Annotated in this window: 17 protein-coding genes and 1 tRNA gene; 9 read left to right on the top strand and 9 right to left on the bottom strand. The window is 70.2% G+C overall.

Features of this window, described 5'->3' with window-relative positions; genetic code table 11:
- Positions 1 to 252: 252 nt before the first annotated feature.
- Together AC4H2S_RS17430 and AC4H2S_RS17425 are read right to left on the bottom strand one after the other, a co-directional pair.
- Positions 253 to 738 (bottom strand): hypothetical protein, encoded by a 486-nt coding sequence (locus AC4H2S_RS17430; protein WP_491498245.1) that lies wholly within the window; start codon positions 736 to 738, stop codon positions 253 to 255.
- 505 nt (positions 739 to 1243) lie between these two features.
- The gene (locus tag AC4H2S_RS17425) at positions 1244 to 1849 is read right to left on the bottom strand and encodes a TetR/AcrR family transcriptional regulator (protein WP_491498244.1); all 606 of its coding nucleotides are present in this window, start codon (positions 1847 to 1849) and stop codon (positions 1244 to 1246) included.
- Between the two features lie 104 nt (positions 1850 to 1953).
- Between AC4H2S_RS17425 and AC4H2S_RS17420 the strand changes: the two genes are divergently transcribed.
- Positions 1954 to 3597 (top strand): FAD-binding protein, encoded by a 1644-nt coding sequence (locus AC4H2S_RS17420; RefSeq protein WP_491498243.1) that lies wholly within the window; start codon positions 1954 to 1956, stop codon positions 3595 to 3597.
- Positions 3598 to 4177: 580 nt separating this feature from the next.
- On the opposite strand, the gene AC4H2S_RS17415 is transcribed toward AC4H2S_RS17420, so the two are convergent.
- The gene (locus AC4H2S_RS17415; protein WP_491498242.1) at positions 4178 to 5224 is read right to left on the bottom strand and encodes an MsnO8 family LLM class oxidoreductase; all 1047 of its coding nucleotides are present in this window, start codon (positions 5222 to 5224) and stop codon (positions 4178 to 4180) included.
- Between the two features lie 127 nt (positions 5225 to 5351).
- Here AC4H2S_RS17415 and AC4H2S_RS17410 point away from each other — a divergent pair, with 127 nt between their 5' ends.
- Positions 5352 to 5822 carry a MarR family winged helix-turn-helix transcriptional regulator gene (locus tag AC4H2S_RS17410; RefSeq protein ID WP_491498241.1) on the top strand — a complete coding sequence of 157 codons (471 nt, stop codon included), beginning with the start codon at positions 5352 to 5354 and terminating at the stop codon, positions 5820 to 5822.
- A gap of 127 nt (positions 5823 to 5949) precedes the next feature.
- Positions 5950 to 7206 carry a sulfatase family protein gene (locus tag AC4H2S_RS17405; protein ID WP_491498240.1) on the top strand — a complete coding sequence of 419 codons (1257 nt, stop codon included), beginning with the start codon at positions 5950 to 5952 and terminating at the stop codon, positions 7204 to 7206.
- 29 nt (positions 7207 to 7235) lie between these two features.
- Here the strand turns inward: AC4H2S_RS17405 and AC4H2S_RS17400 are convergent, their stop codons facing one another.
- The 4 genes from AC4H2S_RS17400 to AC4H2S_RS17385 form a co-directional block, all read right to left on the bottom strand.
- Positions 7236 to 7637: a hypothetical protein gene (locus AC4H2S_RS17400; RefSeq protein ID WP_491498239.1), complete on the bottom strand. Its 402-nt coding sequence runs from the start codon at positions 7635 to 7637 to the stop codon at positions 7236 to 7238.
- A 46-nt stretch (positions 7638 to 7683) separates the two neighbouring features.
- Positions 7684 to 8373: a CoA transferase subunit B gene (locus tag AC4H2S_RS17395; protein ID WP_491498238.1), complete on the bottom strand. Its 690-nt coding sequence runs from the start codon at positions 8371 to 8373 to the stop codon at positions 7684 to 7686.
- 5 nt (positions 8374 to 8378) lie between these two features.
- Entirely contained in the window at positions 8379 to 9206 is an 828-nt protein-coding gene (locus AC4H2S_RS17390) for a CoA transferase subunit A (RefSeq protein ID WP_491498237.1), read from the bottom strand.
- 91 nt (positions 9207 to 9297) lie between these two features.
- Positions 9298 to 15483 (bottom strand): ThuA domain-containing protein, encoded by a 6186-nt coding sequence (locus AC4H2S_RS17385; protein ID WP_491498236.1) that lies wholly within the window; start codon positions 15481 to 15483, stop codon positions 9298 to 9300.
- A 202-nt stretch (positions 15484 to 15685) separates the two neighbouring features.
- Between AC4H2S_RS17385 and bagA the strand changes: the two genes are divergently transcribed.
- Positions 15686 to 16711, top strand: coding sequence for an ATPase BagA (gene bagA, locus AC4H2S_RS17380; protein ID WP_491498235.1), 1026 nt, complete (start codon positions 15686 to 15688; stop codon positions 16709 to 16711).
- Entirely contained in the window at positions 16708 to 17865 is a 1158-nt protein-coding gene (gene bagB, locus AC4H2S_RS17375; protein WP_491498234.1) for an ATPase BagB, read from the top strand. Before bagA ends, bagB begins: the two co-directional genes overlap by 4 nt.
- Before the next feature lie 7 nt (positions 17866 to 17872).
- On the opposite strand, the gene AC4H2S_RS17370 is transcribed toward bagB, so the two are convergent.
- Positions 17873 to 18160 carry a WhiB family transcriptional regulator gene (locus tag AC4H2S_RS17370; protein WP_491498233.1) on the bottom strand — a complete coding sequence of 96 codons (288 nt, stop codon included), beginning with the start codon at positions 18158 to 18160 and terminating at the stop codon, positions 17873 to 17875.
- A gap of 195 nt (positions 18161 to 18355) precedes the next feature.
- Between AC4H2S_RS17370 and AC4H2S_RS17365 the strand changes: the two genes are divergently transcribed.
- The gene (locus AC4H2S_RS17365) at positions 18356 to 20722 is read left to right on the top strand and encodes a penicillin-binding protein (protein ID WP_491498232.1); all 2367 of its coding nucleotides are present in this window, start codon (positions 18356 to 18358) and stop codon (positions 20720 to 20722) included.
- Positions 20723 to 20886: 164 nt separating this feature from the next.
- Here AC4H2S_RS17365 and AC4H2S_RS17360 read toward each other — a convergent pair whose 3' ends face one another.
- Positions 20887 to 21345, bottom strand: a complete 459-nt coding sequence (locus tag AC4H2S_RS17360; RefSeq protein ID WP_491498231.1) for a GatB/YqeY domain-containing protein — start codon at positions 21343 to 21345, stop codon at positions 20887 to 20889.
- A 25-nt stretch (positions 21346 to 21370) separates the two neighbouring features.
- Here AC4H2S_RS17360 and AC4H2S_RS17355 point away from each other — a divergent pair, with 25 nt between their 5' ends.
- The 3 genes from AC4H2S_RS17355 to AC4H2S_RS17345 all read left to right on the top strand — a co-directional run bounded on the left by AC4H2S_RS17355 (position 21371) and on the right by AC4H2S_RS17345 (position 23122).
- Entirely contained in the window at positions 21371 to 22294 is a 924-nt protein-coding gene (locus AC4H2S_RS17355) for a metallophosphoesterase (protein WP_491498230.1), read from the top strand.
- Between the two features lie 28 nt (positions 22295 to 22322).
- The gene (locus AC4H2S_RS17350; RefSeq protein ID WP_491498229.1) at positions 22323 to 22955 is read left to right on the top strand and encodes a dihydrofolate reductase family protein; all 633 of its coding nucleotides are present in this window, start codon (positions 22323 to 22325) and stop codon (positions 22953 to 22955) included.
- A gap of 93 nt (positions 22956 to 23048) precedes the next feature.
- Positions 23049 to 23122, top strand: a tRNA-Pro gene (locus tag AC4H2S_RS17345).
- The last annotated feature ends 80 nt before the right edge of the window (positions 23123 to 23202 follow it).

Here is a 23202-nt window from a genome sequence, read left to right as displayed (position 1 = left end):
CGGCTTGGCGTCCTTCGGCGCACCCAGACCCGCAAGCTTCGCCAACTCGTGACGGCGTTTGAGGTGCTGCCCAGGCCCGCGAGCGTGCCGCTCATACTTTCCACATAGCGGTCAGAATCCCCTCCCTTAGCAACGTGGAGCAGAGTCGGCTCGCCGCGGGTGTCTGCACCAGATCAGCGCCTTCTGGGCGTTGTTGATGGACGTGTGCTGTCCCCCGATCACCTGCCTGCGGGGACTCGGGCCGAGCACAGGTCAGAACCCCAAGAGGTCATTGCGTTCCCGTTCGATGCAGGCGCCTTCACATCTGAGCTGCTTGAAAAAGTTGTCTGGATTGGCAATCCAGCAGTCGAAGACGCATTGCTTGTGTTCGTCTTCTGTGAGCACGGGGTCGTCCTTCCGCTGTGCGGCGACGAGCGTGGATGAAGCAGAGTTTTCGGGACGGAAAGCCCGGCGAAGTTCCTTAGCTTGTACAATGCGAGTGTGTGTGAGGGCAACAGTCACGTCGGTCGCGGCATCAACGAGAACCCGAACCATTCCGCCCGAGTCGGGCACTTCATCGACGTGAACAATCCCCGCGTCAGGGATCTCGACGAACCTGTCTAGGTTCAGGAACGGATAAATGCGGACTCCGTTGCCACCTCGCGAACCTACGTAACCCCGGACGACGATGAACGAATCAGTCGACTGTCGCGCCTCCATAGCAGCGATAACAGGGTGTGCAGCAATCCGCTTCGCCATGGCAATCACTCCATGCGGCTACGAGAGGGGCTCACCACGTTACCGAGGCCGCCGCTGCTCGACAACCCCGCGCTGGACACATCTATTCGCCCGCCTGCGTGTACGGCGCCAGGCACAGATTGGCTCGATCAGCTGGATCGAGATGCCAAGCGCTCGATGACGCCCGCGTGCCTGCCCGTCGGCACACGGGCGCCCAGGGGCTCCTGCATGTCCAATCAGTGCTGGTGCACCTGCCACTCGCAGGGTCATTCTGGGCGGTTGGCAGCGACACGAAGCTGCGACGTAGCGTTCCCGCGCACCGTGTGGTGGCTTAAGGAGTGGGGGCAGGGGGTGCTTCCACCGCAGCGGCAGGCTTGCACTCTCCCTATCGCGTGTTGGCGGGCGACCGCTATAGGGGCGCTTTGAGCGGGGGAGCGCACCCACCCGATGTTGGCGTCGCGGTCCCCAGACGGCTGGCACTCAGGCTCCTTCGTCGAACTGACAGCATTTCGTACAGCAGACCCGCCTACTCACGGGCGCTTGCGCGGAGTTGGGTCAGCGTCCAGAGCAGTGGGCTGTCCACGTCGGTGCTCGGGTCGAGCATCTGTCGGATCATCAGGCCCTCGTGGAGGGTGAGCAGGCCGCGGGCGGCCTCGACGCAGTCGACGTCGGCTGCGATGACACCGGTGCTCTGAGCCCGACTCAGCACTTCGGCCAGTTCCTGATCCCATGCCGCGACGCGCTGACGGACGAAGTCGGCAGCAACGTGGTCGGGTTGCGCAGCGACGTTCAGCTTGAGGCTGATCCATAGCCGGGTCCAGGCAGGGGTGGAGCGGCGGCGGTCCGCGACGCGTGCGTACGCACTGATGAGGTCGTCAATGTCTAGCAGGGCGCCCTCGTCGAAGAACTGGCGGTCGGCGTCCTCCTGAGCGATGAGCACGCCCAGCAGAAGGTCGTCCTTGGACGCGAAGTGGTGCTGCAGGCCGGCGTGGGTGATCCCGACCCGAGCGGCGATGGCCCGCAGTGAAGCGACCTCGAAACCCGCTCGCGAGAACTCCTCCAGCGCCGCGTCGAGGATCGCGGCTCGTTTCGCCAATCCGACCTTGTACGGCCCGCGCGCCACCCTCGTCACGGCTCCACTATCTCTCACGGCCACGCACTCGCGGGATGTAGGGCGGGTTCGGCGCCACGAAAACCTGCCATGTGGTTAGATTTTGGGAAACAAGGGAGTGTGAGATGGACAACAAGTCGTTCGACATCGTGGTCGTTGGGACGGGAACAGGGATGCTCGCCGCGCTGGCGGCGGCCGAGGCAGGCATGTCGGTGCTGCTCGTGGAGAAGTCGGAGTATGTGGGCGGGTCGACTGCCCTGTCGGGGGGTGGCTTCTGGGTGCCGTGCAACTCGATGCTGGCCGAGGCCGGAGCGCCGGACTCGATGTCTCAGTCGACTGAGTACCTCACTGCGGTCACGGGCGGGGAAGCACCCGAGGCGCGCTGGAAGTCGTTCCTGTCTCATGGGGCCGAGGCGGTGGATGCGTTGCGCCGCTTGACGCCGCTGAAGTTCGGCCACATGGCCAACTACGCCGACTACTTCCCGGAGCTCCCGGGAGGGTCGGCCGTCGGGCGGGCCATGGAGCCAAAACCCTTCAACGCCCGCAAGCTGGGTACCGACCGTGACAAGTTGCGTCCGCCCGCGCTGGAAGCGCCGTTCCCGATGCCGGTGACCGGCAGCAGTTACAAGTGGCTCAACCTGGTCGCCCGGACCCCGCGCGGCATCGCCGTCGCGGCGCGCCTGCTGGGCATGGGCGTCGGCGGCCTGGCCATTCGCCGGGAGTACATCGCTGGTGGCGGTGCTTTGGCCGCAGGGCTGTACGCCGGGGTCCGGGACCGGAACATCCCGGTGTGGCTTGACTCGCCCCTGAAGGAACTGCTCGTCGAGGACGACCGCGTCGTCGGCGTGGTGGTGCATCGTGACGGCAAGGACATCAGTGTCCGGGCGAAGCGCGGCGTGATCCTGTCGGCGGGCGGTTTCGACCGCAATGAGGCGATGCGGCACGCCTACCAGTCCGAGAAGCTCGACACCGACTGGGCGTTGGGCAACCCGGCCAACACCGGCGACGCGATCACCATCGCCGCCCAGGAGGTGGGTGCGGACCTGGCCTTCATGGAGGAGGCCTGGTGGTTCCCGGCGGTGCCGATTCCCGGCCCCATGCCCGGCACGCTGCTGGCCGAGCGTTCACTGCCGGGCCAGATCATCGTCAACCAGGCTGGCGAGCGCTTCATGAATGAGGCAGTCAACTACATGTCGGCCGGCAAGGAACTGCTCCGACAGGACCTGCCGGTGTGGATGGTCTTCGACCAGCGCTACCGCAACCGGTACGTCTTCGGCGGCTCGATCTTCCCGCGCCAGTCCTTCCCGCAGGAGTGGTACGACGCCGGCGTTGTCAAGAAGGCCGACTCATTGGAGAAATTGGCCGCAGAGATGGGCATGCCGGCGCTGCCCCAGAGCGTCCAACGCTTCAACACCCTGTGCGCCACGGGGCACGATGATGACTTCGGCCGTGGCGACAGCGCCTATGACCGCTACTACGGCGACCCCGCCGTCAAGCCGAACCCGTGCCTGGGTCCGATCGACAAGGGCCCGTTCTACGCGGTCAAGGTCGTCCCTGGCGACCTGGGCACCTGCGGCGGCGTGAAGGCCGACGAGTTCGCCCGCGCCCTGCGCCCAGACGGATCGGTCATCGAGGGCCTGTACGCCGCCGGCAACGCGGCCGGCAACGCCTTCGGCCGGGTCTACCCCGGACCGGGTGCGACGATCGCCCAAGGTCTGGTGTTTGGCTACATCGCTGCCAACCACGCCGCCGGGCGGCTCTCGGACTGACGCCGGGATGCTGTTGTGCGCCGAAGTCGCCGCCGCTGTTCAGATCGCGAGCTGAGCAGCGGCGGCGAATCGGGGTGCCGTTCGGATAAGAGGCGCTGGGATGATGTAGGTCGTATCGAGGTTCATGGCCGAGCGAGCCGGAGCGAACGACACCGTGGAGCTCGCCGGAGTTTCCCACGCATTCACCGCGTCCGAGCCGGCAGGCCATTGCCGACTCCATCCGCTCGCGGGCGAAAGAAGGTGAACAGGTCCATGGCCGAGCTCAAGGTCATGGTCAAGGCCCGCGGGTCACGGCCGAGGGACCTGCCTGGTGTCAGGCCGGTAGTGGCGGACCGGGCCCTTGGCAGATGTCGGCGACGTTGTCCGTTCGTCGATCGGAACCGGTTCGCGCGTCCTGGACTGGAGCCGCACCCTCGGGACTGTCGCTCTCTCGCATCGGCTGCGCATCCGTGGGTGTGGCTCTCTCATGGCGATGAGTGGACGTGCGTGGAGTGCGGACAGGTCGGGGGCCCACTAGCACCGAGGCGCGCGTGTCCTTACCGGGCGATGGTCTGCATCACCTCGAGGTAGTCCTCGAACTTCACCGGAGCGAGCACGTGACCGCAATATTCGGGGGTGTGAGGGCGAACATGTCGGCCAGCAGCTCGTGGGACCGCATGCGGTCGGCGGGATCGGCGATGAGGTTTTGGATCATCAGCTCGTCAGCGCCACTCTCCTCGACCATCTGCTCCAGGGTCACACGTACGTCGTCGGGGGCACCGGCGACGAACCGCGGCCACTGACCGTCGTTGATGCTCGTCGGCTCCGCCTGTTGGGTGGGGGTGAGCTCGCTGGCAGCCTCGTCGGCCGACGGGATCGTGGCCCCGCCGCCCGTCCTGCCCAACCGGGCGTAGAAACCCTTGGCCGAGCCCACCAAGCGCTCAGCGTCGGCCGCGGTCTCTCCCACGGTGACGTTGACTGCGAGGATCGCGCGCGGCGACTCCAGGCCGAAGCCCTGGGAGCGGAACGACTCGCGGTAGTGGCGCAGGGACGGAGCAGCCCCCGGCGGGTTGATGAATCCGGCGAACGTGTACCCGATCCCCAGTCCGGCCGCCAGGTTGGAGCCGTTGGGGCTCGATCCCAACAACCACGTCTGCGGGACGTGCGGCACCGTCGGCATGAGGGGGTGCGCGGCGAACGCGTGGTCCTCGGGGAATGTCCCGTACAGCCAAGAGAGTGTCTCCAGCACCTGCTGCTGGTGGTCCGGCTGCAGCCGGCTGCGTCGGTCCTGCTGAAGCGCGAGGTCGATCACCGGGCCGGCTGTCGCGCGTCCCATGCCCAGGTCCACGCGGCCCGGAGCCATCGCCTCGAGCTGCTGGAACAGCTCGGCGACCTTGAACGGGCTGTAGTGGTTCATCAGCACCGCCCCCGAGCCCAACCTGATGCTCGACGTCTGCATGGCTGCTGCGGCGATCAGCAGCTCGGGGTGGTGCGAGGCACCGGAGCGACTCAGGTGGTGCTCGGCGAACCAGACCCGGTGGAATCCGAACCGCTCCGCGTGGCGAGTGATCTCCAGCGAGTCGGCCAAGGCGTCGCTCTCGGTGGTACCGGGAGCGACGCTCCCGAGGTCGACGATCGACAGCTTCATGGGCAGTACTCCTCGTGGCTGGGTGGACCACACACCCGTCCGGGGGGGTGGGCGGATCCTTGACCGTAACAGGTACTTGGTTTGGGCCAACTTGTTTGTGCTGTGGGCAGTCACTAGGGTCGAGGTCATGACCAGCGCCGCGACTTTGGAAGAGTTCGAGCGCTCGCTCGCGGCCCTCGTGCGTCTCTTGGCCGATCGCGGCACCGTCGGCGACGTTGCCCAACGATCCGGGTACGACCTTCCGCCTGCGTCCTGGTCGCTGTTGGAGCATCTTGACGCACGCGGACCACTGCGGGTCTCCGACATCGCGGCGTGCCACGGGGTTGACATCTCCTCGGTGACGCCCCGCCTGAAGCGTCTCGAGGCAGCCGGGCTGGTGACCCGGGGACGGGTCGCGACGGATGCCCGCGCCTTCCTGATCAGGATCACCGAGGAAGGCATCCGAGCGCTCGAGAGCGTGCACGCGGCTCGACGCGAAATTCTCGAGCAGGCCGTCGAGGGGATCGACGCCACCCGCCTATCCGTCGCCGCCGACGTACTTTCCGTGCTGACCCAGCGCCTTGCGGCCGAGCCCGCCGCGACCGGGCGACGGTCCTGACGTCCAAGCGCACCGATGCATCAAGCCTGCGTCCTTCTGGGCGGTTCGTGCGTCCTTGACCAAGGATGGGCAACACCCACCCCAACGCAGGACCCCATCAACAAACCCGCGCCCGTAGTGTGACCACGTGCCCGACAACGTCCTGTGGATCATCACGGACGACCAGCCGCGCTCGACGCTGAGGTCGATGGCCAAGACCTGGCGCCGGCTGGCGCAGAAGGGCGTGCGGTTCAGCCAGGGCTACAGCGCGATGCCGCTGTGTGGGCCCGCGCGGGCGTCGATGCTGACGAGTCTCTACCCGCACAACCACGGGTGCGACACCAACATGACGCACCAGCCGTTCGTGGCGCAGGGGCGCGACCGCGACACGGTGGCGACCCGGCTCAAGGGCGCCGGCTACGACACCGGCTACTTCGGCAAGTACATGAACGGCCTCGCCCAGGACCCGTCGTACGTCGCCCCGGGCTGGGACCGCTGGGTCGCGCTGCTCGACGGCATGATCGACGACCCCCGCGTCAGCGTCGACGGCACGATCCTCACGGTCGAGGGACAGCGCGAGTTCGACCGGTTCGCCGCGCGCCGGCTCCGGCGGTTCATCCGGCGACACGAGGACGCACCGTGGTTCGCCGTCTTCGCGCCGACGGCGCCGCACGGGCCGTACACGCCGAGCCGGCAGCACGCCGACGACTTCGACGGCGTCGAGTGGGACCCGCCCGCGCTCAACGAGGCCGACATGGGCGACAAGCCCACGTGGCTGCGCGAGCTCCCGCCCCAGGACCGCCGCCGCATGCAACGCATCTACGAGGGCAAGCTCGAGGAGCTGCAGGACGTCGACGACCAGGTCGCCAAGGTCCTCGACACCCTGAAGGAGACCGGGCAGCTCCGTCACACGTGGATCTTCTTCGTCTCCGACAACGGCTACCTGCTCGGCGAGCACCGGCTCTTCCACAAGTCGCAGCCCTACGAGGAGTCCGCCGGCATCCCGTTCCTCGTCCGCGGGCCCGGCGTCGATCCGCGCGTCACCGGCGCGCTGGTCTCTCAGGTCGACCTGATGCCCACCACCCTCGGCGTCGCCGGGCTCGACCCCGACGCCGGCCGCGACCTCGACGGCCGCTCGATGCTCGGCCCCCTCAGGTCCGGCGACTGGTCGGCCTGGCGGCGTCGCCTCGCCGTCGAGAACACCAACCTCGACTGGGTGCTGGTCCGCGAGGGCACCCGTGTCTACGTCGAGCACCAGGGCTCCGACGAGTGGGAGCTCTACGACCTCGCGCAGGACCCCCACCAGCTCACCAGCCTGCAGGACGCCGACGTGTCCGAGTGGTCGCGGAAGGCCCGCCAGCTCTTCGGCGCGCGCGGCCTCGCCATGCGCGCCCTCGAGCAGTGACGTCGAGCCGCCGCCATCAGCGCGGCTGATCAGCGCTCGAGCTGCTCCAGCATGTCGCGGAAGTGCCGTCGCAGCCGGTCCTCGTGGTCCGCGGCCACCTGCTCGAGGCGGGCGACCTCGGCCTCTGCCCCGGCGCGCTGCCGCTCGGACTCGGCACGTACGCCCTCCGCCTCCGCCCGGGCACTCTCGACCATGCCTGTGGCCTCGCGCTCGGCCGTGCGCAGCAACGTCTCGGCCTCCTGCCGCGCCGACGCGACGATCTCCGCCGCCTCCGCGCGGGCCTCGGAGCGCCACCGGTCGGTCTCGCGGGCGGTCATGTCCAGGAGCCGGGCCGCCGAGGGCGCCCGGGGCCCGGGCACCACGAGACCGGAGGCGTCGTCTCGGAGGTCGTTGCCTGCGCGGACGTCCGCGTCGTGATCCTGGCTCAGCATGTCTGGCAGCGTACGAGGAGGAGGCCGTCGCGTCGACCGGGGGCGGTCAGACGAGGTCGGGCTGGGTCTTCTCCCGCACCTCGTCCTCGGTGACACCGGGCGCGAGCTCGACGAGCCTGAGCGCCCGCTCCCCCAGCGTGCCGGAGGGGGCGACCTCGCCGGTGGTCGGGTCGATCACGTCGATGACGGCGAGGTCGGTGATGATCCGCTGCACCACGCGCTTGCCGGTGTAGGGCAGGTCGCACTCGTCGAGGATCTTCAGCGAGCCGTCCTTGGCGGTGTGCTCCATCAGCACGATCACCCGCTTGGCGCCGTGGACCAGGTCCATCGCGCCGCCCATGCCCTTGACCATCTTGCCCGGGATCATCCAGTTGGCGATGTCGCCGTTGGCCGAGACCTGCATCGCGCCCAGGATCGCGGCGTCGATCTTGCCGCCACGGATCATCCCGAACGACTGCGCGGAGTCGAAGAACGACGCCCCCTTGCGCAGCGTCACCGTCTCCTTGCCCGCGTTGATCAGGTCAGGGTCCTCCTCGCCCTCGTAGGGGTACGCCCCCACCCCGAGGATGCCGTTCTCGGACTGCAGCACCAGCTCCACGTCATCGCCGACGTAGTTGGGCACCAGCGTCGGCAGCCCGATCCCGAGGTTGACGTACGACCCGTCCTGCAGCTCCGAGGCCGCCCGAGCGGCCATCTGCTCACGGGTCCAGCCCTTCTTCTCCGACATGTCAGCCATCTGGATCAGCCTCCCAGTCCGAAGCTCGCCGCGTCGTCCGAGCCCTGCACGGGATCCGGCTCGGGCCGCGGGCGCGTGGTGACCTTCTCGATCTGCTTGTCCGCCGCCTGCTCGGGCGTCAGCGCGACCACGCGCTGCACGTAGACCCCCGGGGTGTGGACGTCGTTGGGGTCGAGCTCACCGGGCTCGACGAGCTCCTCGACCTCCGCGATCGTCACCCGCCCGCACATCGCGGCCAGCGGGTTGAAGTTGCGCGCCGACTGGCGGTAGATCAGGTTGCCGTGCCGGTCGCCCTTCCAGGCCCGCACCAGCCCGAAGTCGGCCACGATCGCCTCCTCCAGCACGTACTCCTTGTCCCCCTCGGGGGTGGCGAAGACCTTCGTCTCCTTCGGCGGCGAGGCCACGATCACGTTGCCGGAGTCGTCGTACCTCCACGGCAGCCCGCCCTCGGCGACCTGGGTGCCGACGCCGGTCGCGGTGTAGAACGCCGGGATCCCCGAGCCGCCCGCACGCATCCGCTCGGCCAGCGTGCCCTGCGGGGTCAGCTCGACCTCGAGCTCACCGGAGAGGTACTGCCGGGCGAACTCCTTGTTCTCCCCCACGTAGGACGAGATCATCCGCCGGATCCGCTTCGCGAACAGCAGCCGGCCCAGCCCCCACTCGTCCACGCCACAGTTGTTGGAGACCGCCTCGAGGTCGCTCGTGCCCGCCTCGAGGATCGCGTCGATCAGCACCGCCGGGATGCCCGAGAGCCCGAAGCCCCCCACCGCCAGCGTCGCCCCGTCGGGGATGTCAGCGACCGCCTCGGCCGCGGAAGAGACCACTTTGTCCATGGCCCAGACCCTAGCCTCAGACGACGGCCGGGTCGGGGAAGGAGTCACCGTCCTTCCCCGACCCGGCCGTCTCACTGCCGGTGCTGCGAGCTCACCGCCTGGCCAGGCGCTCCTTGACCTGGGCGAGCAGGGCGGCACGAAGGTCCCCGTCCACCTTCGTGCGGACCAGCTTCCGCAGCGCCTTCAGCTGCTTCCTCGCCGCGCGGCGGTCACCCGATCGCTCCGCCTTCCGGGCGGCCTTGTCGGCCTTGAGCAGCTTGGCGGCGAGCTTGGGGCCGAGGTCGCCGTCGGCGGCCGCGGCCTTGACGACCTTCTTCAGCGACGCCCCGGTGGCCCGGACGGTGAACACCACCGTGCGCGAGCCGGTGTTGCCCGCGCGGTCCGTGGCCGTGACCACCAGGGTGTGGCGGCCCGTGGACAGCGTCCACATCTGCCACGCACCGGCCGCGACAGCCTCACCGTCCAGCGTGGCGCGCACGCTGCGCACTCCCGACACCGCGTCGGTCGCCGTCCACGCCACGTCCGTCGCCTGGTGGCTCGGGTAGGTGCGTGCCCGGATCCCGGAGATCGCGACGTCCGGCGTGCCGGTGTCGACGGCGACGACCTTGGACTGCGCCGTCTCGACGTTGCCGGCCTTGTCGGTGGAGCGGTAGCCCACCGTGTGCTCGCCGTCGGCGACCTTGACCGGCCCGGCGTACGCCGTCCAGGTGCCACCGTCGATGCGGTACTCGGTCGACGCGACGCCCGAGTCGTCGTCCGTCGCGGCGAGGGTGAAGCTCGGCGCGGTGACGAACCAACCGGCCTCGCCGTCCGCCGTGGCGGGCTGCCAGGTGAGGGTGGTGGCCGGGGCCTTCTCGTCGGTCGGCTCCTCCGTCGGCGGCTCCTGGTCCCCCTCGGCGTCGAGGTGGAAGTAGTCGAAGCCGACCGTGACCGGCTCCTCCTGCTCGGGACCGATCGCCATCAGGCCCAGCGAGTTGAGCGGCCCGTCGTAGGTGATGCCGTCGCCGATGGGCGTCCACGACGCACCCGCGGTCGACTTCACGGCCGCGGTGTAGCGGGTGCCGACCTTGGTCACCTGCACCCACCAGTAGCCGCTCTCGGTGGTGTCGGGGAGGTCGACCTGGTCACCCCCGCCGACTCCGTTGCCGCCCTTCTCCGCGGCGAGCTCGGCCCGCAGGTCGAGAGCGCTGCCCGGGGCGTTGAAGGCGACGATGTCGGCCTTGGCGTAGTTGTCGTCGTCGCCGTACATCAGCAGCCCGGCCAGTTGGTAGCGGTGCTCGAGCGGGGCCTTGACCTTGGTCTCGGCCACCCAGTCACCGTCGGGCGCGTCCTGCAGGATGAAGTTGCGCGGCTGGACCGGGTTGGCGCCGTTGATGTCGCCCGGCTCCGTCTCGATCTCCAGGTGGCCGCCGGTCACCGACGCCGTGCCCGAGCCGTAGCGCACCGACTCCGCCCAGCGGCAGCCGTCGAGCGCGGTGCCGTCGAACTCGTCGTCGGCCTCGACGCTCGCCGCCTCCCGGTCGGGGGTCACCCGGAACCAGTCGACCTGTGCGACCCGCGGGGTGGTGCCGAGGTCGCCCGCGGCCATCAGACCGATCCGCGCACCCGCCCCGGTCTTGAGGGAGAGCGTGCCGGCGAGCTCGGTCCACGCCGAGCCGTCCGCGGAGTACGCCCCGCGGAGCGTGCCGCCCGTGTTGGTCAGGCGCAGGTGGATGGTGCTCGGGAAGTCGTCCGCCACGACCGGCGCGGCGGGCGTCGTGCGGGTCCCGCCCGTCTCGGACTGGAACTCCACCAGCCGCGAGCCGTTCTGGTGGCGCACGAAGCCGAGCTTGTTGTACTCGTCGTCCGACTGGTGCACGACCAGGCCGGCCCACTGCCAGTGCGAGCTGTGCTCCAGCGTGAGCTTGGTGGTCGCGGTCCAGTCGCCGGCGGGCACGGGCTGGCCCGCGAAGCTCACCGGTCCGGCACTGTCCTCGTTGATGTCGCCGCTGGTCACGGGCAGGCGCAGCGAGCCGCCAGCCTGGGTGATCGGCGCGCCGGGCGCGTGGCGCATCGCCCACTTGGGCAGCAGCGCCGGCGAGTCGAACTCGTCGCTCACCGGGCCGGTGGCGCAGGTCAGCGGGTCGCCGGGGGTCTCGGGCTCCGGCTCCGGCTCCTGCGGGTCGCTGTCGATCGCGAACTGCGAGAAGTCGGCCGTGCGCACCGCGGACTCGTGGGCCATGACGAACATGCCGACGTCCTGGGTGGACCCGATGCCGGCCAGCGTCGCGGCGGTGCCGACCTGCGTCCAGGCGGTGCCGTTGTTGGACCAGTACGCCGACACCCGGTCGCCGCGGCGGCTCAGCTTGAGCCACTTCGGGACCGTGCTGGTGCCGCCGGCGACGGACGCGTCGAGCTGGCCGTTGCCGTCGGGGTCGGTGAGGAACTCCACGCCGTTGGCGCGGCGCCACGCCAGCATGGCGTAGCCGGGCGAGGTGCCGGGCTGCGTCATGTCGTTGCGGATGATGAGCCCGGCCTTGCCGGAGTTGTTGACGAGCGTGCTCGCGTCGACGCGCACGATGGCGTCGTAGTCCTCGTCGCCGCCGGCCGGCTGGTAGAGCGTCGTGTACTGGTCGGTGCCCTGCCAGGCGTTGGCGCCCGCGCCGGAGATGCGGAACGCACCGGCGCCGAGCCGCTCGACCTCGCCGTCGACGTTGCTGAACGGCACCAGGTCGCCGAAGAGCTCACCCACCTGCACCTGCACCAGGCGCGAGGTCGTGGTGTTGCCCTCGTCGTCGGTCGCCCTGGCGGTGAGCTCGTAGAGCCCCTCCTCGGCCGGGGTCGTCCACACGGCGGTGTAGGGCGCGGTGGCGTCCTCGCCGATCACGGTGTCGCCCGCGAGGAACTCGACCTTCTCGATCGACCCGTCGGCGTCGGCCGCCTCGGCAGTGACGGTGACCTCAGTGCCAGGGTCGAGCTGGTCGCCGTCGACCGGCTCGGTGATCGACACGACCGGCTTGGCGGTCGGCGAGACCCCCTGGCCGATGGCCTCGAAGAAGTTGAGCTTGATGTCGGTGGAGCCGGTGAAGACCAGGTAGAGGTCCATCGTCTCGTTGCCGAGCTCGCTCACGTCGACCGCGACGTCGCGGTACTGCAGACCGGTGGCGGGGACGTCGGCGGTGCCGACGACCTCACCGGTCGGGCCGTCCTTGCGCAGCTCGATGGCGCCGCCGGCGGCGTTGGCCTGGACGCGCAGGTTGAACGTGTCGATGCGGTGGAAGTTGACCGGCTCGAACTGCAGCCACGCGCCGTCCTTGCCGACCACGACCTGGCCGCCGCCGGCCGCGTCGCGGCCCGGGGCGAGGGTGGCGGTGTCGGACTTGGCGTCGAACCACTCGGCCTGGCGCAGCTTGGGGAAGATCACCGACGTGTCGGAGCCCAGCAGCGGGTCGTCACCGTCGGCGCCACCGGTGTCGGTGTAGCGCGCGTCGATGGCGTAGAAGATGTTCTCGTCGGCGGCGTGGCCGCCGATGCTGGTCACGGTGCTGCCGGTGAGGCCGCGCGAGGCGACCAGCGGGTGCGCGTGGTCGTCGTGGCCCAGCGCCGGCTGCACCTCGACGGCCTGCGGGTCGATCGACTCCTCCTCGGGGTCGGTGACCTCGACCTTCCAGCTGATCTCGTCGCCGAAGTCGAAGAACGAGCCGTCCGGCGGGGTCTCCAGCTCCACGACGGGACGGGTGTTGCCGACCGTGATCGGCACGGTCGTCGTGCCGGCCTTGTCGGCCGGGTCGGTGACCGTCAGGCGAGCGTCGAAGACGCCCTCCTGCGTGTAGGTGTGGGTGGCGGTGACGCCGGTGGCGTCGGTGGTGCCGTCGCCGTCGAAGTCCCAGGCGTAGTCGAGGTCCTCGCCCTCGGGGTCGGTCGAGTCGCTGCCGTCGAAGGTGACCTCGAGCGGAGCCTGGCCGGAGTCGGGCTCCGCGTCGATCCGGGCGACCGGCGAGCGCGAGCCGCTGACGTAGTCGATGCGGTAGAGGCCGGACGTCGGGTTGTCACGGCCGTAGCCGCCGCCCCAGTCCAGGACGTACATCGAGCCGTCGGGGCCGAACTTGGAGTCGATCGGCGCGAGGAACGGCACGTCGGGCAGGAACGGGTTGACCTTCTCGACCTCCGTGCCGGGGGTGCCGGACGCGGGGTCCTTGACCTGGATCGAGAACATCTTGTTGCGCGCCCAGTCGTAGAAGAAGGGCTTGCCGTCGTAGTACTCGGGGAACTTGGTGTCGGACTCGAGCTCCTCGTCGAAGCGGTAGACCGGTCCACCCATGGGCGCGAGGCCGCCGCCCTGCGGGATGGCACCGACCGACGAGCGGCGGTAGCCGTAGTACATGTCCGCCGCGCGAGCCGGCGGCAGGTTGGTCAGGCCCGTGTTGCGCACCGAGTCGTTGACCGGGTTGGCGCAGTCGAAGTAGTCGCCGACGACCGGCGGGTTGAGCGGCGTGGTGCTGCCGTAGTCGACGTCGCGGAAGGGCTCGCCGTTCGGGTTCTGGCCCTGGTGGTTGCCGCCCATGCACAGCGGCCAGCCGTAGTTGCCGGGGCTCTTGATGAGGTTCCACTCCGCGATGCCCGCCGGGCCACGCGTCGCCGGTGCGTCGGTGCCGTTGTCGGGCGAGTAGTCGGCCATGCTCAGCCAGCCGGTCTCGCTGTCGACGGAGAACCGGAACGGGTTGCGGAAGCCCATCGCGTAGATCTCGGGCAGCGTCTTGTCGCGACCGGCGTCCTCGGCCTCGGGGAACAGGTTGCCGTCGGGGATGGTGTAGCTGGAGCCGGCACCGGGCTCGCCCGGGTCGTCGACCGGGGTGATGCGCAGGATCTTGCCGCGCAGGTCGTTGGTGTTGGCCGAGGTCTCGCGGGCGTCGTGGAAGGTGCCGGCGCGCTCGGAGAGCGGGGCGTAGCCGCCCGAGGGCTCGGAGTGCGGGTTGACGTCGTCGCCGACGCCGATGAAGAGGTTGCCGTCGTCGTCGATGTCGAGGCCGCCGCCGGTGTGGCCGGGCTCGTCGGGCAGGCGACGGGCGGGGATCTTGATGATCACCTTCTCCGAGGCGGGGTCGACCGACCCGTTCTCGAAGGTGAAGCGGGAGACGGTGGACCAGAAGTTGTCGGGGTCGGCGTTGTCGGGCGACTCGGCCGAGCGGTAGAGGAAGACGTGGCCGTTGGTCGTGAAGTCGGGGTCGAGCGCGACGCCGAGCAGGCCGTCCTCGCCGCCGGAGTAGACCGGGAGCGACAGCACGGTGGTCACCGCCTGGGTCTCCGGGTCGTACATGCGCAGCTGGCCGCGGACGAGCTCGGTGTAGAAGACCTTGCCGTCGTCGGCGACGTCGATGGCGTAGGGCGCGGAGGTGTTCTGGTCGAGCGGGATGCGCTCGAAGTTGCTCCACACGGTGCCGCCGCAGTCGCCCTCCTCGAGGCCGGCGACGTACTTCACGCCGCCCACGAGCTCGGCCATGAACTCCGGCTCGTCGTAGTGGGAGGGGAAGTGGCCCAGGGCGGTGCCCCAGAAGCGACCGCCCTCGTAGGGCTTGCACCAGGTGATCGGGTGGTCGTAGCCCATGGTGCCGCCGGAGTAGGTCGACTCGTCCATGGTCTGCAGCACGTGGGCGGTGCCGCGCACGTTGTTGCTGAAGTTGTACCACTCGTCGTTGCGGGTCCAGCGGGTCACGTCGTCGGTGCCCGTGAAGTGCTCCGTGGAGGGGTGGGTGGTGTCCTCGTTGCGCACCACGCCCGACGGGCCCGGGTCGTTCCCGGTGGGGGCGTGGCCCGGCATCATCGAGCCGACCATCTCGTCCCACCAGGGGTAGTTGCCGCGCATGTCCAGCGCGTTGTGCACCGCCGCGATGCCGTTGCCCTGCGCCATCCAGCGCTCCATGGCCGCCTTCTCCGAGGCGTTCCACGGGTCGCCGTTGGCCTGGAAGACGAGGATCGCGTCGTAGGGCGCGAGACCCTCGTCGGTGAAGACGGCCTCCGAGCCGCCGGCGGTCTCCTTGTGCACCACCGTGACGGTCATGCCCTCGGCCTCCAGCGTCGCCTTCACCTTCGGCGTCGCCTGCGCGATGGCGGCGTCGTGCCAGTCGCCCGCCGCATCCTCGGTGAAGATCAGCACGTGGCCGTGGCCGTCGTGGGCCTGCGCGGGCAGCGCCGCGACGACGCCGAGCAGGACGCTGCCGACGAGCGCGAGCACGGCGATCAGTGCGGTGCCGACGGTGGACCGGCGTGCGGTCCGTCGTCGTGAGGTGGTGGTGGACATCCCAGGGCCTCCGAGAGTGCGGCGTGCGGACGTGACGGGCCGGACGCGCCTGTGACGTGGGTCACTGGTGGTCCAGACCAGACGCTCGCAGACTTTTGTCTGTCCGTCAAGCAAAAGACGATGGCGTTCATGGGAAAGACGAAGGCGCAGACGTAGAAGCGGGCCCGCGAGGTCGCGGCGCGGGCTGGCTATCCTCGGCAGCGTGAGCGTCCGTGCCGATCACCCCGCCGACTGGCCGAAGGTGCGCCTGCACGTCGTGACGGGCAAGGGCGGCACCGGCAAGTCCACGGTGGCCGCGGCGCTGGCGCTCGCGCTGGCCACGTCGGGACGCAACGTCCTGCTCTGCGAGGTCGAGGGCCGCCAGGGCATCGCCCGGATGTTCGACATCGACCCGCTGCCCTACGAGGAGCGCCGCATCGCCAAGGGCGCCCCCGGCGACGACGGCCGCTCCGGCCAGGTCCACGCCCTGCACATCGACCCGGAGTCGGCGCTGCTGGAGTACCTCTCGATGTACTACAAGCTCGGCCGCGCCGGGAAGGCGCTGGACCGCTTCGGCGTCATCGACTTCGCCACCACCATCGCCCCGGGCGTGCGCGACGTGCTCCTGACCGGCAAGGTGTACGAGGCGGTGCAGCGTCCGCGCGGCACGCGCACCAAGGAGCAGGTCACCTACGACGCCGTGGTGCTCGACGCGCCCCCCACGGGCCGCATCTCCCAGTTCCTCGGCGTCAACTCCGAGCTCGCCGGACTCGCCAAGGTCGGACCGATCAAGTCGCAGGCCGACAAGGTGATGGAGCTGCTCCGCTCGCCGCGCACGGCCGTGCACCTCGTCACGATCCTCGAGGAGATGCCCGTGCAGGAGACCGCCGACGGCATCGCTCAGCTGCGCGAGGCGGGGCTGCCGGTGGGCGGGGTCGTGGTCAACCACGTGCGCCCGCAGGAGCTGAGCGCGAGCGCGCTCGCGCAGGTGCGCGCGGACGCGGTCGACCCGGCGGAGGTCGCCTCCGACCTGGCCCGCGCCCGCGTCGACGTCGACGCCGGGCTGGTCGAGTCGCTCGTCGCCGAGGCCCACGACCACGCCGTGCGCCGGCGCCTGGAGGACGAGCAGCGCGCGCTGGTCGCGGCCGAGGGCGTGCCGACCTATGAGCTGCCGCGCCTCGCCGGCGGCATCGACCCGGGCGGGCTCGTCGAGCTGGCCCAGCTCCTGCGGCGCCAGGGGATGGCATGAGGCCCGCCGCCGACGGGGACCGGCCGGTGCCGGTGCTCGACGTCGACGCGCTGCTGGACGACCCGACCACGCAGATCATCGTGTGCTGCGGCGCCGGCGGCGTCGGCAAGACCACGACCTCCGCGGCGCTCGCGCTGCGGGCGGCCGAGCGGGGTCGCAAGGTCGTCGTGCTGACCATCGACCCCGCCCGCCGCCTCGCGCAGTCGATGGGCATCGAGCAGCTCGACAACACCCCCCGCCCGGTCGCCGCGGTCGACGCCGCCGCCGGCGGCTCGCTCGACGCGATGATGCTCGACATGAAGCGCACCTTCGACGAGGTGGTCGAGTCGCAGGCCAGCCCGGAGAAGGCCAGGCAGATCCTGGAGAACCCGTTCTACGTCGCGCTGTCGAGCTCGTTCGCCGGCACCCAGGAGTACATGGCGATGGAGAAGCTCGGGCAGCTGCACCGGCAGGCCATGGCCGACGGCAGCCACGACCTGATCGTCGTCGACACGCCTCCCTCGCGCTCGGCGCTCGACTTCCTCGACGCGCCCGAGCGCCTGTCGAGCTTCCTCGACGGCCGCTTCATCCGGCTGCTGCTCGCCCCCGCCCGCGGCCCGGCCAGGTTGATGACGGCCGGCCTGTCGGTGGTGACCAACGCGCTGACCAAGGTGCTCGGCGCGCAGGTGCTGCGCGACATGCAGACCTTCGTCGCGGCCTTCGACACCCTCTTCGGCGGCTTCCGCCAGCGGGCCGAGCAGACCTTCGCGCTGCTGCAGGCCGACGGCACGGCGTTCGTCGTGGTCGCCGCGCCGGAGCCCGACGCGCTGCGGGAGGCCGCCTACTTCGTCGACCGGCTCACCGACGACGACATGCCGCTCGCCGGCCTGGTCGTCAACCGCGCGAGTCCCTCGGCGCGCACCGAGCTGTCGGCCGCGGAGGCGATCACCGCCGCCGACCGGCTGCAGGAGGGCGACGCGGCGTCGCTGACGGCCGGCCTGCTGCGGCTGCACGCCGACCGGGTACGCCTCATCGAGCGCGAGCGCCACCTGCGCGATCGCTTCGCCGCCGCCCACCCGCAGGTGGCGACGGCGGTCGTGCCGGCGATGGCCGGCGACGTGCACGACCTCGACGGACTGCGCGAGATCGGCGAGAGCCTGGCGCGCGGCGCCTGACCCGGGGTCAGACGCTGACGGAGGGAGCCTCGACCTTGGTGCGGGCGTTCTCGAGGATGGTGCGCCACGACGAGCCGGGACGACGGCGGAGCAGCGCACGGCGCTCACGCTCGGTCATGCCGCCCCAGACACCCCACTCGATCTGGTTGTCCAGCGCCTCGGCCAGGCACTCGGTGCGCACGGGGCAACCCGCGCAGACCTGCTTCGCCTTGTTCTGCTCGGCGCCGCGCACGAAGAGTGCGTCCGGCGTGTCGCCCTTGCATGCGGCGCGTGCTGCCCAGTCCTCGACCCACATAAGTCAAACCCCACGGTGATTGTCGAGCCGGTCGGCCGCCCCCATAGCGGCCATCCTCGACTCAGAATGAAAAGTAAACGAACGACACGGGTCTAGGCAGGGGCCGACCGGCCCAAATCGTATAGTCCAATCTGACTACTCCGCTGCGCCGCTCGAATTCCGGGTGGTAGGGGCGCGCCGCGTAGTCTGGTCGCCATGGTCTCACGCTCGTCCTCGCCCTCCGGGCGCCGCCAGGGCCGCCCCGACGCCGGACGCGTCGCGTCCCACCTCGCGGTGATGGCGGCCGTCGCCGTCGTCATGGGCGTCCTCGTCGCCTGCCTCGCCATCCCGTTCGCCGGCATCGTGGGGGTCGCGGCCAAGGACGTCAGCAAGGGAATGGTCAACCTTCCCGAGTCGCTCGAGGCCAAGGACCTGTCGCAGAAGACGCGCATCTACGACGTCAACGGCAACCTGATCGCCTCGCTCTACGACCAGAACCGCATCAACGTGCCGCTGAGCTCGATCTCGCGGCCGATGGTGAAGGCCATCGTGGCGATCGAGGACTACCGCTTCTACGACCACGGCGCGCTCGACCTCAAGGGCACGCTCCGCGCGTTCGTCACCAACCAGGCCAGCGGCGGCTCGGTGCAGGGTGGCTCCTCGATCACCCAGCAGATGGTCAAGCAGACGCTGCTCTACCAGGCCGAGACCGACGAGGAGCGCAAGGCCGCCACCGAGGAGACGTACGCCCGCAAGATCCGCGAGCTGCGCTACGCGATCGCGTTCGAGCAGAACCACAGCAAGGACTGGATCCTCGAGCGCTACCTCAACATCGCCTACTTCGGCGACGGCGCCTTCGGCGTCCAGTCGGCCGCGCGCCACTTCTTCTCCAAGAACGCCAAGGACCTCAACATGCTCGAGGCGGCGACGCTGGCGGGCCTGGTGAAGAACCCGGTCGGCTACGACCCCGTCGACAACCCCGAGCGCGCCGAGAGCCGGCGCAACGTCGTCATCGACCGGATGGCGCAGCTCGGCATCCTGACCGACAAGAAGGCCGAGCGCCTCAAGAGCAAGCCGCTGGAGAAGACGCTCGACATCGAGACCTCCCCCAACGGCTGCCAGCAGTCGCGGGCGCCGTTCTTCTGCGACTACGTCGTCAACTGGCTGCTCAAGGACCCCGTGCTCGGTGACACGCCGAAGGAGCGTCGCCGCACGCTCAACAACGGCGGCCTGACGATCAACACCACGATCGACCTCGACATGCAGAAGGCCGCCGACGACTCGGTGTCCTCCCACGTCTTCCAGACCGACCAGGCCATCGGCGGCCTGGCGATGGTCGAGCCGGGCACCGGCGACGTCCGCGCGCTCGCCCAGTCGCGCCCGATGGGCAAGGACAAACAGGGCGGCGAGACCTACCTCAACTACACCGTCCCGAAGAAGTACGGCGACGCCAACGGCTTCCAGGCCGGCTCCACCTTCAAGCTCTTCGTCCTCGCCGCGGCCATCAACCAGGGCATCCCGCTGAGCACGAGCATCAGCTCCCCGCAGCAGATGGACATCCCCGACTACGAGTTCGAGACCTGCGACGGCCCCTACGCCGGCGACGGCAGCTGGCCGGTGGCCAACTCGACCGGCGCGGGATCGTTCAACCTCTACACGGGCACCCAGGTGTCGGTGAACACCTTCTTCGCCCAGCTGGAGATGCGCACGGGCATGTGCGAGCCGCTGGAGCTCGCCAAGCAGATGGGCGTCACCGTGCCTCCGGAGCAGCAGGTGCCGTCGTGGATCCTGGGCGTCTCCGACGCCGACCCGCTCACCATGGCGCAGGCCTACGCGACCTTCGCGGCCCGCGGCCTGCACTGCGACCCCCGCCCGGTCACCGAGGTGCTCGACTCCTCCAGCCAGTCGCTCAAGGAGTTCCCCAGCCAGTGCGAGCAGGTGATGCCCAGCGCCACGGCCGACGCCGTCAACGACATCCTGCGCGGCGTCATGGAGCCCGGCGGCTTCGGCCAGAGCATCGCCATCGACAAGCCCTCGGCGGGCAAGACCGGCACCAACAACAGCAACATGGCGGTGTGGTTCGTCGGCTACACCCCCAAGCTCGCCACCGCGGCGATGGTCGCCGGCGCCAACGAGTTCGGTGAGTGGCTCACCCTCAACGGCCAGGTGGTCGGCGGCACCTACATCAGCAGCGCCTTCGGCTCCACCGTCGCCGGCCCGATCTGGGGCGACGCGATGTCCGCGATCTCGGCCAAGCTCCCCTACGAGGACTTCCAGGCCCCGCCCAGCGACGAGATCGCCGGCGTCCTGACGGCCGTTCCCGACGTGACCGGCCAGAGCGTCGAGGCCGCGACCGCGACGCTCCAGGGCGCCGGCTTCACCGTCGCCGACGGCGGGCAGGTCAACTCCGAGATGGAGGAGGGCCTCGTGGCCTCCATCTCCCCCGAGGCGGGCACCCGGCTCAGCAGCGGTGACCCGGTCACGCTCTACACCTCCACCGGCTACGTCCCGCCCCCGCCCAAGGGCAACGGCGGCGGCAAGGGGCGCGGCGGCGGTCGCGGCGGCGGTCGCGGCAACGGCTGACCCGGCGTTCGAGTGTCGAGTCGGCGCGTTGTAACGGCGTTGAAGCGTCGAGTCGGCGCGTTGTGACGGCGTTGGAGCGTCGAGTCGGCGCGTTGTGACGCTGCACGTGTCAGGACGGGCCGACTCGAGGGGTATCGACGGTCAGGACGGGCCGACTCGAGGGCTCAACCCAGCTGCCGGCGCACCTCGGCCGCGACGGCACCGCCGTCGGCGCGGCCCTTGACCTGAGGCGTCACGACGCCCATCACCTTGCCCATGGCCCGCATGCCCTCGCCGGCCGCGCCGGTCTGGGCGATGGCGGCGGTGACGAGCTCGGCGATCTCGGCCTCGCTGAGCGGGGCCGGGAGGTAGTCGGCGATGACCTCGCCCTCCGCCGCCTCCTTGGCCGCCATCTCGGTGCGGCCGCCCTCCTCGAAGGCCGCAGCCGCCTCGCGGCGTCGCTTGGCCTCGGTCGAGAGCACGCCGATGATGTCGTCGTCGGAGAGCTCGCGGGCCTGCTTGCCGGCGACCTCGGCGTTGGTGATGGCGGTCAGCACCATCCGCAGCGTCGAGGAGCGCAGCTCGTCACGCGCCTTGATCGCGGTGATGAGGTCGGCGCGGAGACGGTCCTTCAGAGCACTCATGGGGCCATTGTGGCAGCCTTGGCGAATGCCTCTGCTCCCCGTCGTACGCCGCACGCTCGGCCTCGGCGCGCTCGCCGGCGCCGGACTGGCGGCGTACGCCGCGTGGGAGGCCCGGCAGTACACCCTCCGTCACGTCACCGTGCCCCTCCTGCCCGCCGGCCACGCTCCGCTGAGGGTGCTGCACCTCAGCGACATCCACATGGCGCCCGACCAGCGGGCCAAGCAGGAGTGGCTGCGCGGGCTGGCCGCCCTTGAGCCCGACCTGGTGATCGACACCGGCGACAACCTGTCCCACATGCGCGCCGTGCCCGTCGTCGCCGACGCCCTGGCCGGGCTGCTCGAGGTACCGGGCGTCTACGTCCTCGGCTCCAACGACTACTACGCGCCCGGCTTCCGCAACCCGCTGCGCTACCTGCTCCCCGACACCGGCGAGCGCAACACCTCCACCCCGCAGCTGCCGTGGCCCGAGCTCAAGGAGCGCTTCGACAAGGCCGGCTGGCTCGACCTCACCAACGGCTTCGGGACGCTGACGGTGCGCGGCACCACGATCGCGTTCGCCGGCGTCGACGACCCGCACCTGGACTACGACGACCTGGAGCGGGTGGCCGGTCCGGCCGACCCGACGGCCGACCTGCGCCTGGCGGTCGCCCACGCGCCCTACCTGCGGGTGCTCGACCAGTTCGCCGCCGACGGCTACGACGCGATCATCGCCGGGCACACCCACGGCGGCCAGGTGTGCCTGCCGGGCGGCCGGGCGCTCACGACCAACTGCGACCTCGAGCCCGCGCGAGCCCGCGGGCTGCACCGCCACCCCGCCGACTCCGCGCCCGGCGACCCGGGATCGGCCTGGCTGCACGTCTCGGCCGGCCTCGGCACCAACCCCTACGTCCGCTTCCGGGTGGCGTGCCGCCCGGAGGCCACGCTGCTGACGCTGGTCCCCACCACCTGACCCGCCGCCCTCGACCGAAGGAGTCACCGTGCCGCTCGTCCGGGTCCACAACTTCTCGATCTCCCTCGACGGCTTCGGCTCAGGCGAGCCGCAGTCCCTGGAGTCCCCCTTCGGCCACGCCGGGGAGCGGCTCCACCAGTGGATGTTCGACACCAGCTTCTGGGACCGGGAGTCCGGCGCGCGCGGCGTGGACGCCGTCTTCGCCGCCCGCCACGAGGTCGGCTTCGGCGTGGAGATCATGGGCGCCAACAAGTTCGGCCCGCCCGGGTGGCAGGACGACCCCGACTGGCGTGGGTGGTGGGGCGACGACCCGCCGTTCCACACCCCCACCTACGTCCTCACGCACCGGCCCAGGCCGCCGCTGGAGATGGACGGCGGCACCACCTTCCACTTCCTCGACGCCTCCCCCGCCGACGCGCTCGCCGTCGCCCGGGAGGCGGCCGGCGACCTCGACGTACGCCTCGGCGGCGGCGCTACGGTGGTGCGCGACTTCGTCGCCGCCGACCTCGTCGACCACCTGCACCTCGTCGTCGTACCGATCGTGCTCGGTCGCGGCACCCGGCTCTGGGACGGGCTCGCTGGTCTCGAGGACCGCTTCGACACCGAGTCCGTGTCCTCGCCCAGCGGCGTGGTCCACCTGACGCTCACCCGCCGCCGCTGACGGTGCCCACGGGCCGGGGGCGATTTCGGACGGCCCTCCCTGCTCCGGTATGCTCGCCCGCGTTGCCCGGACAGACTTTCGTGGTCCGGGCGGCGGGCTGTGGCGCAGCTTGGTAGCGCGCCTCGTTCGGGACGAGGAGGCCGCAGGTTCAAATCCTGTCAGCCCGACACATGTGATGTCGCAGGACATCGCGGACACCCGGACCTACGGAAACGTAGGTTCGGGTGTTCTTCATTTGTGGGTTCGT

It is taken from the genome of Nocardioides sp. Z13_37 (assembly GCF_058355585.1).
The sequence above is the reverse complement of the archived record's forward strand: the minus strand, read 5'-3'. Positions and strand labels throughout refer to the sequence as shown.

Coding starts and splice junctions, on each gene's coding strand:
- AC4H2S_RS17395 (WP_491498238.1), bottom strand. CDS start 8,373: ATGGCTGACATGTCGGAGAAGAAGGGCTGGACCCGTGAGCAGATGGCC.
- AC4H2S_RS17420 (WP_491498243.1), top strand. CDS start 1,954: ATGGACAACAAGTCGTTCGACATCGTGGTCGTTGGGACGGGAACAGGG.
- AC4H2S_RS17410 (WP_491498241.1), top strand. CDS start 5,352: ATGACCAGCGCCGCGACTTTGGAAGAGTTCGAGCGCTCGCTCGCGGCC.
- AC4H2S_RS17360 (WP_491498231.1), bottom strand. CDS start 21,345: ATGAGTGCTCTGAAGGACCGTCTCCGCGCCGACCTCATCACCGCGATC.
- AC4H2S_RS17400 (WP_491498239.1), bottom strand. CDS start 7,637: ATGCTGAGCCAGGATCACGACGCGGACGTCCGCGCAGGCAACGACCTC.
- AC4H2S_RS17355 (WP_491498230.1), top strand. CDS start 21,371: ATGCCTCTGCTCCCCGTCGTACGCCGCACGCTCGGCCTCGGCGCGCTC.
- AC4H2S_RS17415 (WP_491498242.1), bottom strand. CDS start 5,224: ATGAAGCTGTCGATCGTCGACCTCGGGAGCGTCGCTCCCGGTACCACC.
- AC4H2S_RS17385 (WP_491498236.1), bottom strand. CDS start 15,483: ATGTCCACCACCACCTCACGACGACGGACCGCACGCCGGTCCACCGTC.
- AC4H2S_RS17370 (WP_491498233.1), bottom strand. CDS start 18,160: ATGTGGGTCGAGGACTGGGCAGCACGCGCCGCATGCAAGGGCGACACG.
- AC4H2S_RS17390 (WP_491498237.1), bottom strand. CDS start 9,206: ATGGACAAAGTGGTCTCTTCCGCGGCCGAGGCGGTCGCTGACATCCCC.
- bagB (WP_491498234.1), top strand. CDS start 16,708: ATGAGGCCCGCCGCCGACGGGGACCGGCCGGTGCCGGTGCTCGACGTC.
- AC4H2S_RS17430 (WP_491498245.1), bottom strand. CDS start 738: ATGGCGAAGCGGATTGCTGCACACCCTGTTATCGCTGCTATGGAGGCG.
- AC4H2S_RS17365 (WP_491498232.1), top strand. CDS start 18,356: ATGGTCTCACGCTCGTCCTCGCCCTCCGGGCGCCGCCAGGGCCGCCCC.